This is a genomic window from Saccharopolyspora sp. NPDC002578, from assembly GCF_053592695.1.
In genome coordinates this window covers 142,122-156,008 of the sequence record NZ_JBSFWJ010000002.1, presented here as the reverse complement: position 1 = coordinate 156,008, position 13,887 = coordinate 142,122, and the positions used below count along the sequence as shown (strand labels likewise).

The 13,887-nt window shown below is 72.4% G+C and carries 12 protein-coding genes; 6 read left to right on the top strand and 6 right to left on the bottom strand.

Going from position 1 to position 13,887, the window contains the following annotated elements; all coding sequences use genetic code 11:
- Positions 1-178: 178 nt before the first annotated feature.
- Positions 179-2,461, top strand: coding sequence for a xanthine dehydrogenase family protein molybdopterin-binding subunit (locus ACWD38_RS02285; RefSeq protein WP_450123159.1), 2,283 nt, complete (start codon positions 179-181; stop codon positions 2,459-2,461).
- Positions 2,462-2,558: 97 nt separating this feature from the next.
- Here ACWD38_RS02285 and ACWD38_RS02280 read toward each other — a convergent pair whose 3' ends face one another.
- Positions 2,559-3,680: an oxidoreductase gene (locus ACWD38_RS02280; RefSeq protein ID WP_184478839.1), complete on the bottom strand. Its 1,122-nt coding sequence runs from the start codon at positions 3,678-3,680 to the stop codon at positions 2,559-2,561.
- Positions 3,681-3,788: 108 nt separating this feature from the next.
- Between ACWD38_RS02280 and ACWD38_RS02275 the strand changes: the two genes are divergently transcribed.
- The 3 genes from ACWD38_RS02275 to ACWD38_RS02265 all read left to right on the top strand — a co-directional run bounded on the left by ACWD38_RS02275 (position 3,789) and on the right by ACWD38_RS02265 (position 5,852).
- Positions 3,789-4,154 (top strand): MerR family transcriptional regulator, encoded by a 366-nt coding sequence (locus ACWD38_RS02275; RefSeq protein ID WP_184478840.1) that lies wholly within the window; start codon positions 3,789-3,791, stop codon positions 4,152-4,154.
- 52 nt (positions 4,155-4,206) lie between these two features.
- Complete coding sequence (locus ACWD38_RS02270) at positions 4,207-5,046, top strand: SDR family NAD(P)-dependent oxidoreductase (RefSeq protein WP_221315776.1); 840 nt, start codon at positions 4,207-4,209, stop codon at positions 5,044-5,046.
- 299 nt (positions 5,047-5,345) lie between these two features.
- The gene (locus ACWD38_RS02265) at positions 5,346-5,852 is read left to right on the top strand and encodes a hemerythrin domain-containing protein (protein WP_450123158.1); all 507 of its coding nucleotides are present in this window, start codon (positions 5,346-5,348) and stop codon (positions 5,850-5,852) included.
- Positions 5,853-6,007: 155 nt separating this feature from the next.
- Here the strand turns inward: ACWD38_RS02265 and ACWD38_RS02260 are convergent, their stop codons facing one another.
- The 5 genes from ACWD38_RS02260 to ACWD38_RS02240 all read right to left on the bottom strand — a co-directional run bounded on the left by ACWD38_RS02260 (position 6,008) and on the right by ACWD38_RS02240 (position 12,058).
- Positions 6,008-7,372, bottom strand: coding sequence for an NtaA/DmoA family FMN-dependent monooxygenase (locus tag ACWD38_RS02260; RefSeq protein WP_450123157.1), 1,365 nt, complete (start codon positions 7,370-7,372; stop codon positions 6,008-6,010).
- Positions 7,369-8,592, bottom strand: coding sequence for an LLM class flavin-dependent oxidoreductase (locus ACWD38_RS02255; protein ID WP_450123156.1), 1,224 nt, complete (start codon positions 8,590-8,592; stop codon positions 7,369-7,371). The genes ACWD38_RS02260 and ACWD38_RS02255 overlap by 4 nt, the downstream gene beginning before the upstream one ends.
- A 93-nt stretch (positions 8,593-8,685) precedes the next feature.
- Positions 8,686-8,778 (bottom strand): putative leader peptide, encoded by a 93-nt coding sequence (locus ACWD38_RS02250; protein ID WP_343071338.1) that lies wholly within the window; start codon positions 8,776-8,778, stop codon positions 8,686-8,688.
- A 542-nt stretch (positions 8,779-9,320) separates the two neighbouring features.
- The gene (locus ACWD38_RS02245; protein WP_184478844.1) at positions 9,321-10,940 is read right to left on the bottom strand and encodes an APC family permease; all 1,620 of its coding nucleotides are present in this window, start codon (positions 10,938-10,940) and stop codon (positions 9,321-9,323) included.
- A gap of 350 nt (positions 10,941-11,290) precedes the next feature.
- Complete coding sequence (locus ACWD38_RS02240) at positions 11,291-12,058, bottom strand: class II glutamine amidotransferase (RefSeq protein WP_450123155.1); 768 nt, start codon at positions 12,056-12,058, stop codon at positions 11,291-11,293.
- A 267-nt stretch (positions 12,059-12,325) separates the two neighbouring features.
- Between ACWD38_RS02240 and ACWD38_RS02235 the strand changes: the two genes are divergently transcribed.
- Together ACWD38_RS02235 and ACWD38_RS02230 are read left to right on the top strand one after the other, a co-directional pair.
- A complete protein-coding gene (locus ACWD38_RS02235) occupies positions 12,326-12,922 on the top strand; it encodes a DUF3887 domain-containing protein (RefSeq protein ID WP_184478846.1) in 597 nt (198 codons plus the stop codon).
- Positions 12,919-13,884, top strand: coding sequence for a CPBP family glutamic-type intramembrane protease (locus ACWD38_RS02230; protein ID WP_221315777.1), 966 nt, complete (start codon positions 12,919-12,921; stop codon positions 13,882-13,884). Before ACWD38_RS02235 ends, ACWD38_RS02230 begins: the two co-directional genes overlap by 4 nt.
- The last annotated feature ends 3 nt before the right edge of the window (positions 13,885-13,887 follow it).

Here is a 13,887-nt window from a genome sequence, read left to right as displayed (position 1 = left end):
CGTCGTCGAACCCGGCCGGCGCGGCGGAACAACCGTGGCCCGCTCGCCGCGGGTTCGATGCCTCCCGCCCGTCTTCCCCCTCGGCGTCGCGCAGCGGTGCCGGTCGCTCGAACCGGCCGCCGCTGGGCGGCTGCCCGGTCCACGATCGTTCCGCACGGATTCGTTAGAGAGGCGCTCGATGGAGATCTCCCGCCGTTCCGCGCTGCGCGCGGGCGTGCTCGTCGCCGGAGCCGGACTGCTGCCCGCGACCGCACCCGCTCGCACCGCCACCGCCGCCCCGGCTCCCGCCGCACCCGCGCTGGCCGGCGCCGGGATGAACCGGGTCGACGGGTGGCGCAAGGTCAGCGGTACCGCCGACTACCCGAACGACGTGGCCGAACCCGGCATGGCGCACGCCGCGCTCGCGTGCAGCACCATCGCCTCCGGGCGCATCACCGGCATCGACACGAGCGGGGCCGAGTCGGCGCCCGGCGTGCTCGCGGTGCTCACCCACCTCAACGCGCCGAAGGTGCAACGGCCGCCCGGTGAACCGCCCGCGCCGCTGCAGGGCGACGTCGTCGACCACCACGGGCACTACCTCGCCGTGGTCGTCGCGCGGACCCCGCAGCAGGCGGCGGAGGCGGCCTCGTTGATCGAGGTCGACTACGAGGTGCGCTCGCCGGTGGTGGCGATCGACGATCCGCGGGCGCCGCGCGCTCCGGCGGGCACCGGCACCACCCGCGGCGACGTGCCCGGCGCGCTGGCGGACTCCGCGGTGCGCTACGACGCCACCTTCACCACCCCGGCGAACACGCACAACCCGATGGGCCTGTTCAGCGCGGTCGCCGGCTGGGACGGGCCGCGGCTCACCGTGCACAGCAACAGCCAAGGCCCCAGCGCGATGCAGGAGTCCCTCGCGGCGGCGTTCGAGCTGCCCGCGGCCGACGTCACGGTGGTCGCGCCCTTCGTCGGCGGCGGCTTCGGCTCGGCGCTGCGGACCTGGCCGCACGTGCAGCTGGCCGCGCTCGCGGCGCGCGAGGTGGGGCTGCCGGTGCGGCTGGTGCTGACCCGCCCGCAGATGTTCACCGGGGTCGGGCACCGCACCGGCACGGTGCAGCGGCTGCGCATCGGCATGGACCGGGACGGGACGCTGCGCGCGATCGAGCACCGCTCGACGCAGACCGCGGCCGTGGACGACGACAACGTCGACCCCGTCACCAGCGGCACGGCCGTCCGCTACGCGTGCGCCAACGTCGCCACCCACGACGAACAGGTGCGGCTGACCATCCCCGGCCCGTGCTCGATGCGCGCGCCGGGGGAGGCGCAGGGCAACTTCGCGCTGGAATCGGCCATCGACGAGCTGTCGTACCAGGTCGGCATCGACCCGATCGAGCTGCGGCTGCGGAACTTCGCCGCGACGGACCAGGAATCCGGGCTGCCGTGGTCGAGCAACGCGCTGCGCGAGTGCTACCGGCGCGGCGCGGAGCTGTTCGGCTGGAGCCGCCGACCCGCGCAGCCGCGTTCGCTGCGGGAGGGCGACGAACTCGTCGGCTACGGCGTCGCCACCGCGTCCTTCCCGTTCTTCGGGTTGCCGTGCGAGGCGTCGGTGGCGGTGCTCGCCGACGGCACCGCCGTGGTGCGCAGCTCCACCGCCGAGATCGGCACGGGTTCCCGCACGGTCATCACCCAGCTCGCCGCGCAGCGCCTCGGCCTGGAGGTCGGATCGGTCGGGTTCGAGATCGGCGACTCGCGGCTCCCGACGGCGCCGCTGGCCGGTGGCTCCGGGCTCACCGGGTCGCTCGGAGCGGCCGTGGACGCGGCGGTTCTCCGGCTGTGGCAGGGATTCCTGGACCTCGTCGCCGACGACCCGGCCGCGCCGCTGCGGGGCGCGCGGGTGGATCAGCTCGCCGCCACCGGCGGCAGGCTGCACCTCGTCGACGATCCGGCCACGGGGGAGACCTACGCGGCGATGCTGGCCCGGCACGGGCGCGGCGACCTCGCCGCCGACGGTGCCTTCGACCCGTCGTCGCACGACGTGAACGGCCTCTCCCGCGCGGGGGCGTTCGGGGCGCAGTTCGTGGAAGTCCGGGTCGACGCCGACCTCGGCGCGGTCCGGGTGGCGCGGATCGTCTCGGCCATCGACGGCGGACGGATCCTCAACGAGAAGACCGCGCGCAGCCAGATCATCGGCGGCGCCGTCGGCGGCATCGGCATGGCGCTGTTCGAGGACACCGCCACCGACCCCGGCACCGGTCGCATCACGAACGCCACGTTCGCCGACTACCTGATCCCCGTCAACGGCGACGTCCCCGACCACCAGGTCGCCTTCGTCGGCACCCCGGACCGCTTCAACCCGGTCGGGGTGAAGGGCGTCGGCGAAGTGGGCCTCACCGGGCTGCCACCGGCCATCGCCAACGCGATCCACCACGCCACGGGCAAGCGGCTCCGGTCGCTGCCGATGACGCTGGACCAGCTGCTGTAACCGCACGCGGGCCGTGCGGCGGCCCACCGCGCGGACCCGGGCGAACGCCCCCTCCCGGTCCGCGGTGCGGGATGGAGGAGGCGTCCGGCGGGAGTCCTCAGCGCAGGGTGGTGAGCTGCTCGGAGGTGAACGGGACCAGTTCGTCGTGGCGGCCGTGGAGGACCTTCTCGGCCCATTCCGGGTCGGCCAGCAGCGCGCGGCCCACGGCGACCACGTCGAACTCGTCGCGCTCCAGCCGGTCCAGCAGGTCGTCGATGCCGGTCACCGCGGAGGTCTGGCCGCTGAAGGACTTGAGGAACTCCTGGTCGAGCCCCACCGAGCCGACCGTGATGGTGGGCTTGCCGGTGATCTTCTTCGTCCACCCGGCGAGGTTGAGGTCGGAACCGTCGAACTCGGGCTGCCAGTAGCGCCGGGTGGAGGAGTGGAAGGCGTCGACGCCGGCCTCCACGAGCGGGCTCAGGACCGCTTCGAGCTCCTGCGGGGTGGCGGCGAGCTTCGCCTTGTAGTGGTTCATCTTCCACTGCGAGGTGCGGAACACGACGGGGAAGTCCGCGGCGACCTTCCGGCGCACCGCGGCGACGATCTCGGCGGCGAACCGCACGCGGGACACCGCGTCGCCGCCGTAGCCGTCGGTGCGGTGGTTGGTGCCCTCCCAGAGGAACTGGTCGATCAGGTAGCCGTGCGCGCCGTGCAGTTCCACGCCGTCGAACCCGAGGCGTTCGGCGTCGGCGGCGGCCTCGGCGAACGCCTCGACGACCGCGTCGAGGTCGGCCTGGGTCATGGCGTGCCCGGTCGCGTCGCCCTCCAGGGCGAGCCCGGAGGGGCCCATCGGCGGGGCGTCCGGGAACGGCGGGGCTCCGGCGGTGCGGGCCATGCCGACGTGCCAGATCTGCGGCATGATCTTGCCGCCCGCGCGGTGCACCTCGGTGACGACGTTCTTCCAGCCCGCGAGCGCGTCCTCGCCGTGGAAGCGCGGCACCCGGTCGCTGAGCCCGGCGGAGGCGTGGTCGACGTAGGTCCCCTCGGTGATGATCAGGCCGGTGCCCGCCGCCGCGCGGCGCGAGTAGTAGGCGGCGACGTCGGCGCCGGGAACACCGCCGGGCGAGAACTCGCGCGTCATCGGGGCCATCGCGATGCGGTTCGGCAACGTCGCTCCGCCCAGCGCGAACGGGCGGGACAGGACCTCGGCGGCGCGGGCGGCGGGGTGGGGGCTGGACACGGGGGACTCCTAGCGGCCTGGTGGCGTGCGATGTACTTGCGCTAGGCTAAAACCTGACGTTGACGTCAGAGGCAAGAAATGTGTTCCGGATTACTCGCGGGAGGCGCGATGCGGATCGGGGAGCTCGCCGCGAACACCGGCGTGAGCGTGCGGGCGTTGCGGTACTACGAGGAGCAGCACCTGCTGCGCGCCGAGCGCAGCGCCGGTGGGCAGCGCACCTACCCGGACTCCGCCGTCGACCGGGTCCGCCTGATCCAGCAGCTCTACGGCGCGGGACTGTCCAGCAAGACGATCCTGAGCCTGCTGCCGTGCGTGGAGACGGGCGAGGTCACCCCGGACCTGCTGGGGCGGCTCACCGCCGAGCGCGACCGCATCGACGGGCAGATCGACGAGCTCGTCGCGACCCGCGACCGACTCGACGCGGTCATCTGCCACGCGGCGAAGGCCGAGTCGTCCGGATGTCCCGCCGCCTGATTTCGACGCCCCGCTGACAGGATGCGGGTCGACGCGGGTTCGAGGAGGAGCGGTGTCCGAAGATCTGACCGGCAAGACCGTGGTGATCACCGGGGCGAGCGCCGGGATCGGTGCCGCCGCCGCGCGGGAGCTCGCGGCGCGCGGAGCGACCGTCGTGCCGGTGGGTCGGTCCGCGGACAAGACCCGTGCGGTGGCGGCGGAACTCGGCGTGGAGCCGCTGATCGCGGACTTCGCCTCGCTGCGGCAGGTGCGGTCGCTGGCGGACCGGCTGCTGCGGCGGTGCCCGGTGATCGACGTGCTGGCGCACAACGCGGGCGGCGTCGTTCCGCGGCGCGAGGTCACCGAGGACGGTTTCGAGCTGACCTTGCAGAGCAATTACCTGGCCCCGTTCCTGCTGCAGGCGTTGCTGCACGAGCGGCTCAGCGCTTCGCGGGCCCAGGTGATCGTGACCAGCAGCATGGGGCACCGGTTCGGCCGGATCTCGTTGGCGGACTTGAACTTCGCGCGCCGCCGGTTCTCCTCGCTGCGGGTGTACGGCTCGGCGAAGCTCGCCGACCTGATCTTCGCGCGGGAGCTCGCCCGGCGCGCCCCGGAGACGGGGATCAGCGCCGTCGCCTTCCACCCCGGAACGGTCGGTTCCAGCTTCGGACGCGACAGCAGGGGACCCGTGTCGCTGGTGTACGGCACCGCGGCGGGACGCACCCTGCTGCTCGGCAACGAGCAGGGCGCCGCTCCCCTGGTGCACCTGGCTTCGCTGGCGGATCCGCGCAGCGTCAACGGCCAGTACTTCCACCGCATGCGGGCGAACGCCCCCACCTCGAAGCAGGCGCGCGATCCAGCGCTGGCGCGGAACCTGTGGGACACCACCGAAGCGATGCTCGGATTGACCTGAACCGGGCGGTGATTGCCGGGCGATGCGGCGGCGTTGTAGTCTTTCGCCGCGCCCCGGATGGGCCCGACGCTGGAGGTAGTGGCTTCCGCCATTTCTTGAGTTCGACGCGGTTCTGAGAGTTGCGCGCACGCACGCGCGATCCTCCGTGCTCTCCGGGTCTTCTCGTCACATCGATCGTGGTCGCCCCGTGTGCCGGGGTGCGATCGGCGTGCTCCTCCGCGCGTTCGACCCGGCCTCCGCGCGCCCTCCTCCGGCGGAATCCGCCCCTCCGGTCCGATGGATCGAATGGGAAGGAATCCATGACTCCCGAGAGCGAATCCCCTGCAGACGTGCCCGATTTCCGGCACTCACCCGCCACCGGCGGTGGGACCCGCGGCCTGGGTGATTTCCTGGTCGAGGCGCACGACTGGCTGCGCGCGGAACTCACCGCGCTGCGCGACCGCCTCGACCACGACGCCACCGAGGACCTGGGGGCGCAGCTGCGCGCGCATTGCCGGACGTTCTGCTCCGCGCTCACCGAGCACCACACCGGCGAGGACGGCGGCGCTTTTCCCCTGCTGGCGCAGCGGTTCCCCGCACTCGCTACGACGCTCACCGAGCTCGGGGAGCAGCACCGGGAAGTGGACCGGATGCAGGCGGAGCTCGGCGAACTGGTCCGCGCACACCGACCGGGGCGGTCCGACTCGGAGGCGCTGCGCGACGAACTGGACCGGCTGGCGGCGGAGCTGGAAGAGCACTTCCGGTACGAGGAGCGGACGATCGTCGCCGCGCTGAACTCGCTGGGACCGGCCCCGGACTTCGGGTGACCCCGGCGCGCGCACCGCGGTCGGCGACGAGCCGAGCTCGCGCTGACCGACGGCTCCGCACCCGGTCGCAGGGACGGTAGGGCTGGTTCCGATTTCACGGGTGACGTGCACGGCCTCTTCGCCCGACCCGCTCGGACGAAGAGGCCGTTGCGCCGTCAGGCCGAGGCCGGTTCGCCGAAGCGCTCGGCGGGCTCCAGGCCGAGGTTGTCGCGCAGCGTCGTGCCGGTGTACTCGGTGCGGAACACGCCGCGGTCCTGCAGCAGCGGCACCACCCGGTCCACGACTTCGTCGAGCCCGGACGGGCTGACGTGCGAACCGAGGATGAACCCGTCCACCGCCTCCTGCTCGACGTACCGCTCGATCTCGGCGGCCACCTTGCCCGGAGTGCCGACGAAGACGTTGCGGTCGAAGACCTTCGTCACGACCTGCCGCAACGACAGTCCTTCGGTGCGGCCGAGTTCCCGCCAGGCTTCGGCCGTGGCGTGCGCGTCCTGGGTGAGCGGTGCCCGCCCCTTGATCCACTTCGGCGCGTCCGGCGTGGGCTCGAGGTCCGGGACCGGGCCGTCCGGGTCCACATCGGACAGATCCCGGTTCCACACCATCTCGGCGAGCACGATCGAGGTCAGCGGGTCCACCTGGCGGCTGCGGACGTCGGCGTGCCGGTCGTGCGCCTCCGCCTCGGTGTCGCCGAGGATGACCGCGGCCGACGGCAGGATCTTCACCTCGTCCGGGTTCCGCCCGGCCTTGGCGACCCGGGCCTTGACGTCGGTGTAGAACGCCCGCGCCTCGTCGAACTGCTGGTACCGGGAGAAGATCGCGTCCGAGTGCTTCGCGGCGAAATCGCGCCCGGCCGGGGATTCACCGGCCTGGAGCACGACCGGATGCCCCTGCGGGGAGCGCGGTGTGGAGAACCTGCCCGCGATGTCGAACTGGTTGCCCCGCACGGCGAAGTCGCCGACGTGCTCGTCGCGCAGGAACCGCCCGCTCTCCCGGTCGGCCACCACCGCGTCCGAGCCCCACGAGTCCCACAGCCGGCGGACCGCCTCCAGCGTCTCCCCGGCCCGCTCGTAGCGCTGCGAAGGAGCCAGGAACCCGCCGCGCCGGAAGTTCTCCCCGGTCGGCGCGTCGAAGCTGGTCACCACGTTCCACGCGGCCCGCCCGCCGGAGAGCAGGTCCAGCGACGCGAACTTGCGCGCCAGCTCGTAGGGCTCGTTGAACGTCGAGTTGATCGTGCCCGCCAGCCCGATGTGCTCGGTGATCGCCGCCAGCGAGGCCAGCACGGTGAACGTGTCGGGCCGCCCCACCACGTCCTGGTCGAAGATCGCGTCCCCGCGGGTGCGCAGCCGCAGCCCCTCGGCGAGGAACAGCAGGTCCAGCTTGCCGCGTTCCGCCGTGCGCGCCCAGTGCTCGAAGGACGCGAAGTCGATGTGGCTGCCCGAGGCCGGGTCGCTCCACACCGTGTCGTGGTTGACGCCGGGGAAGTAGGCGCCCAGGATCACCTGCTTGCGGTCCGCGCTCATCGGGCCACCTCCTCGTTCGTCGCGTACCGGCTGGCCGGGCGGGGCAGCCCGAACCGCTCGCGCAGGCTGTCGGTGTCGTAGGCGGAGCGGAACGCGCCGCGCCGCTGGAGTTCCGGCACCAGGCCGTCGGCGATGGCGTCCAGGTCGGTGGGCAGCACCGCGGGCCGCAGCCGGAAGCCGTCGAGCTCCGGCGAGGCCGCCCGCCACTCCTGCACCAGGTCGGCGAGTTCGGTCGCGGAACCGGCGACCACCGCCGCGTCCGAACGCAGCGGCTGCTCGGCGAGCTCGTCGAGGCGCCGCACCCGGTCCCGCGCTTCCTGCCCGTCGTCGTCGACCGACACCACGAGGTCGGCCAGCACGCGCAGCGGCGCGCCCGTGCGGCCCACGGCCTGCTCCGCGGCCCGCACCTCGGCCACGATCCCCGGAACCTCGGCGGCGTTGCGCGGCGTCGTGAACACCACGTCCGCCGACCTGGCGGCGAGCTCGTAGGCGGCCCGCGCATGCGCCAGCGCCACGACCAGCGGCTGCCCCTGCGGCGGACGCGGCACGATGCTCGGCCCGCGGACAGAGAAGAAGCGCCCGCTGAAGTCGACGTGGTGCAGCTTGTCGCGGTCCAGGAACCGGTTCGTCGCGGCATCGCGGATCTCGGTGCCGTCCTCCCAGCTGTCCCACAACCGCCGCACCACCTCGACGGCGTCGGCGGCCTCCTCGAACAGGTCGGCGACCGCCGCGTCCACCTCCGGAGTGCCGAGGGCCTCGCGCCGGATCTCCGGCAGCGCGCGCCGGCCGAAGTGCGCGGCCTCGTCGGTCCGGACGGAGGTCTGCACCCGCCACCCGGCCCGGCCCAGGCTGTTGTGGTCCAGGGTGGCGAGGGCGGAGGCGATGTGGAACGGCTCGGTGTGCGTGGTCGTGACCGTCGGAACCAGGCCGATCCGGCTGGTCAGCGGCGCGGTGAAGGCGGCGATCAGCTCGGCGTCGAGCCGCCCGCGCACCCGGTCGGTGCGGCGGTCGGTGCGACTGAGGTGGTCGTCGGACTGCAGGCCCAGCGCGTCTTCGATCGTGGCGAAGTCGAGCAGGCCCCGCTCGGCCGCCTGGACCAGCGCGGTCCAGTAACCGGGGGTGAACAGGGCTTCCGGAGTGGCGTTCGGATCGCGCCAGGCGGCGGGATGCCAGCCTGCGCCGTCGAGCGCGACGGCCAGGTGCAGCGGGTTCTCGGACATGCGAGGGCAGACCTCTCCTGCGGTGGGAACGCGCCGGACGGGCCGGGACGAGCGGCCCTCCGGCTGCGCGGCGGTGGACGCGGGGTCTTCCGTTCAGCGCGGACAGCTCGCGCTGCTCACGCGCTGCAGGTCGACGTGGCGCCGCCTGGCACCGCGGAATCCGGGGCCGTGCACCGGTGCCCGCATCGATCCCTCCTCGCCGCCGCGCGGGGAGCCACCGCCACCGGCGTTCGCCGAGGAGGCGGGATTTCTCGCCCACCGCACAGAGAACTCTACGTTCGCGCGGCCATCCCAGGTCAAGCTCGCGCCCCGATGGCCACGATGCGGGACGACGAACGCGAGCCGGGAATTCTCCCGGCCGGCTTCTTGTTCGTCACGTCCCGCGCTCGCGTGCGGGAAGCACCAGGTCGCGAAGCCGGCCACCGGCGAGTGCGCAGCGGCTTCCTCACGGGGACGGCGATTCGTCGTGTATCCCGGAGCTACCTGAGAAATCGATCCCGCGGCGAGGAAGCCGCTGACCGCCTGTCTTTGATCTTGTCGTTCGAGGTGAGCGGCGTTCGTGGTCGCTGTCCTGTCAGCGGCGGAGCCGCTGAGCGGTGACCAGCCAGAGCACAACGACACCGGCGGGTTCTCAGCGGCTCCCTCGCGAGGACACGCTGCTGCACGAGGAATCGATCCCGCAGCGAGGAAGCCGCTGAGGTTCCGCGGCTCGATGATCTACGCGGGCATCAGTCGGTGATCTCGCGCTCGTCGGAGTCGGCCTCGGAGTTCGCCAGATGCCGGACGCCGGAACGGGCTCCCCAGAAGAAGATCAGCAGCGCGACGACCGCGACCAGCGCGGTGTCCACCGGAGCCGGAATCAGCCCGGCGCCGCCGAAGCCGCCCAGCGCCGAGATCGCGAACAGCACCACCAGGTAGGTGATCAGCCACGCGCTCTGGCGCAGCTGACCGAGGTAGGCCCCGCGCTGCTTGGTGACCAGTGCGAACAGCGGCACGGCCAGCACCGCCAGCGGCAGCACCACGCTCAGCTTCTCCCACTCCGACCAGTAGATGATCTCGGCGGAGACCACGAAGCTCAGCGGCGTGATCCAGCGCATCCCCGGCACCCAGCCGGACACGGCGTCGGGGCGAGCCCGGCGGAACGCCGCCGCGGACACCGCCGCCACCGAGTAGTTCAGCAGGAACAGGCTGCCCGCCACGCCGATGATGTCCTGCCAGCCGTCGAACGGCGCCAGCAGCACCAGCGCCAGCAGGAAGTTCACCAGCAGCGCGGCGCGCGGCACCCCGGAACCGGAGTGCACCCGGGTGACCGACTGCGGCAGCACTCCGTTGCGCGCCATCGCGTAGGTGACGCGGCTGTTGCCCGCGATGCCCACCAGCAGCGCGCCTCCGGGCGAGACCACGGCGTCGGCGTAGAGCAGCGCGGCCAGCCAGCCCAGGTTCAGCAGCAGAGCGAGCTCGCCGAACGGGGAGCTGAAGTCGATGCCGTGCCAGCCGCCCGCGGCCAGCGTGCTCTCCGGGACCGCGAACAGGAACGCGAGCTGCAACCCGAGGTAGAGCAGCACCGCCAGGCCGATCGCGGTCAGCACCGCGCGCGGGATGTCCCGGCGCGGGTCCTTGGCCTCGGCGGCCAGGTCGATCGTCGGCGCGAAGCCGTTGATGGTGTAGACGATCCCGGCGGTGGCCACGGCGCTCAGCGCCGCCGACCAGCCGTACGGCGCGAAGCCGCCGCCCGCGTTCACGGTGTCGTTGCCGTCGCTGAACCCGGAGATCAGCAGCGCCACCAGGGTGATCACCGGCACGCTGAACTTGATGGCGGTGAGCGCGAAGTTGATCCGGGCGAACAGCCGCACGCCGAACCAGTTCAGCACCATCACCAGCGCCAGCAGCGCCGCCGAGAGCAGCACGCCGGGCGCGGTCAGCGCGTCGTCCTCGTACAGCCACGGCAGGTAGTGGCTGGCGTACTGGGTGATCGCGGAGGCCTCGGCCGCGGTCGCGCTGCTGGTGGCCAGCAGCACCGACCACCCGACGATCGCCGCGGTGAGCGGGCCGTTGGACAGGAACGGCCACCGCACGATCCCGCCGGCGACGGGGCGGGACGCGCCCAGTTCGATGAGCACCAGCGCGATGAGCGTGAACGCGCCGCCGCCGACGAGCCAGGACAGCACGGACGCGGGCCCGGCGGCCTGCGCGGCGTACTGCGCGCCGAACAGCCAGCCGGAGCCCATGATGCCGCTGAACCCGATCGCGGTCAGGCTCCAGAAGCCGAGATCCTTGCGCAGGCGTGGTTCCGGGGCGGGTGCCTCCGATGTGGATGGTGGGGGTGCTGCGGGCGCGGGGCTGTTCATGTTTCGGCTTCCCGGAAGAGGTGGAGACGCGCGGGGGCACCGCGCTGAGGCGGGGAGGTGCCCGCGGCGTCACGAGCGAGAATCGGTCCACCACAACGATGTTGGCGGGCGCGAGCACTTGCTGATCAAGTGCGTGATCGTTTCTACCGCAGCGCACGATTCGACGGCAAAATCCGCCCAGGACAGTCCGCGCACATGTCCGAATCGTGTCGAATAGTCGGTATTTTCGTATCGCATCGTGAGAACGGGCGAGTTCGCCGGTGCGCGAGCGGAGCGTCCACTCCGGTCAGGACGATGGCGAATCGCCTTGTGGCGCAAGGCAGTGTGCGCCATCCGGCCCATTCCGATGACTACGAGGCGGCGGCGACCGGGGGAAGGGGCGGGTGCGCGGAGACCCGGAGGTCGCCGCGCCGGATCTCCAGGACGTGGCGCTCGGGCAGCTCCGTCCACGACCGCTGCGCGCGCGGCATGCCGCTGGATCCGACTACCACCCGGTCCTCGGTGATCTGGTAGTGCAGCCGGAAGAACTCCGGTCCGCGACGCCGGGCGACCTCCGAGTCCGGGTTCTGCTCGGAGTAGGCGTAGAGGGCGTCGTCGGTCAGCAGCAGGCAGTTCAGGCTCGCGAACGCGGTGGCGCGCAGGCGGATCCGCTCGGCGGCCAGCGCGAGCGCCGCCGCCGGTTCGTGCTCCCGCAGCAGGCCGCGCAGCAGCAGGAAGTACCGCTCCGAATCGGTGTCGCCGGTCGCGGTCGCCAGCAGATCGGCCGGGATCAGCTCGTCCAGCGCGTCGCGGGGGCTGAAGAAACCGTTGTGCGCGAAGGCCATTCGCCGGCCGGTGAACGGGTGCGTGTTCTGCACGGTCAGCGGTGATCCCGCGCTGGCCATCCGGATGTGCAGCAGGCCCGCGTCGGTCGTGGTGCGCCGGACCATGCCGAACCGCGCGGAACGGTGCGCGGCCTCCACATCGCGCGCCACCGCCGGGGCGGTGCCCGACCACGACGCCACGCCCCAGCCGTCGCCGTGCTCGCGGGAGAGTGCGACGAATTCGGGGATTTCCTCCGCGAGCAGCTCGCCCAGCGGCTCCGGGCGCCGAGCGACGACACCGAGCAAACGACACATGAGGACTCCTGATCCGGCCCGAGAACGACGAGGTGCCGGGAATCCTGCTCGGAACTCCCGCTCCGGGAACGAAACTACTGCACACCCCGGTCGTGCGGCGTCTTCGGAGCGCCGCCTGCGTGCCACGTCCTGGGATTCATGGTGAAGATCACGGGAGCGGGAGGGGTGGCGCGAAGTCGTGATCGACGCGGCTCGGGCCGGTGGTCTTGTGCCACCGCCTGGCGTGCGCCGTGCGTGTCAAGGTAAGGTTTACATGTGCAGGAAAACTTGACAGCTGCGCTGCGGGAGTTGGCGGCGCGCACGGAGGCGCTGCTCGCGTCGCGCGTCCTGACGGCTCCCGACGGCGGGGCCGACTCGATCGAACGCGCCGTGCGCATCCAGGCGGCCGCCGACGACGTGGTGCGCGCCGTCGTGCAGCAGGCTCGGCGCGACGGAGCCACGTGGCAGGTCGTCGGCGACGCACTGGGCGTGAGCCGGCAAGCGGCGTTCCAGCGCTACGGCAAGCCGACCGATCCGAGAACAGGGGAACCCATGAACACCACGCCACTGCAGGGCGCCGCCGAACTGGCCGTCGCGGTGATCGACGATCTCGCGGCCGGGAAGTGGTCGCACGTCACCGAGCAGTTCGATCCGACCATGCGAGAGGGCCTGCCGGAGGAGGCGCTCGCCGCCGCGTGGGCGCAGCTCGTCGGACTGTCGGGCGAGTTCGAAGGGCACGGCGAACCGGAGGTCGCCAGGGCGAGCGACGTGACGATCACGAACACGCCGCTCTCGCTGGAGGCGGGCGACTACACGGCGCGGATCACCTTCCGCGACGACCGGACCATCGCGGGCCTGCACATCGTCGAGGGGCGGACGCCGTGAACGTCGAACCTCCCGCCGTGGCCGAGAAGTCCGCGCCCCGAGGACGGGTGAGCAGCAGCGACCTGCGGGCCATCGGCGCGTTCGTCGCCCTCGCCGTCGTGTCGGCCTGGTTGGTCGCGCTCCCGCTCTGGTTCGGCGACGGGCTCGCCGACCCCTGGTTCCCGCTCGTGTCCGTGGCGATGATGACGACCCCGGCGATCGCCGCGCTCGTCGTCGTGCGCTTCGTGGAACGGCGGCAGCGCCCGGCCTGGGCGCTCGGGTTGTGGCCGTTGCGCCCCGTCCGGAGGGTGCTCGGCTTCGCGGCGCTGGGGATCGTCACGTCCATCGCGCTCGTGCTGGCGGCGCTCCCGGTCGGTGCGCTGCTCGGCGTCTACCCGGCCGACTTCGCGAACTTCTCCGCGTTCCGGCAGGTCCTCGGCGAGCAGACCGGAGGGGCTGAGCTTCCGGTGCCGGTCGGTGCGCTCATCGCCGTCCAGCTCGCCGCGCTCCCCTTGGGAGCGTTCGTCAACCTCCTCCCCGCGCTCGGCGAAGAACTCGGCTGGCGCGGATGGCTGCTGCCGAAGCTGATGCCGCTAGGTCCGCTGGCGGCCGTGCTGATCTCCGGCGTGATCTGGGGCGCTTGGCACGCTCCGCTGATCCTGCTCGGGTACAACTACCCGGACGCGCCGGGCCTGCTCGGCGTGGCCGCGATGGTCGGCATGTGCGTCCTCGTCGGCGCGGTCTTCGGCTGGCTGCGGCTGCGCTCGGGATCGGTGTGGCCCGCCGCCCTCGCGCACGGCGCGTTCAACGCCGCGGGCGGCACCTACCTGCTGTTCGCGCAGGCGGGGGAGAACGTCGACACCACGCAGGCGACGATCCTCGGCTGGAGCGGGTGGATCGTGCCGCTCGTGCTCGTCGTCGTCCTCGTCGCCACCGGGCAGTTCGCCGCCGCGAAGCACCCGTCCGGCCCGCCGGAACGCTGAACC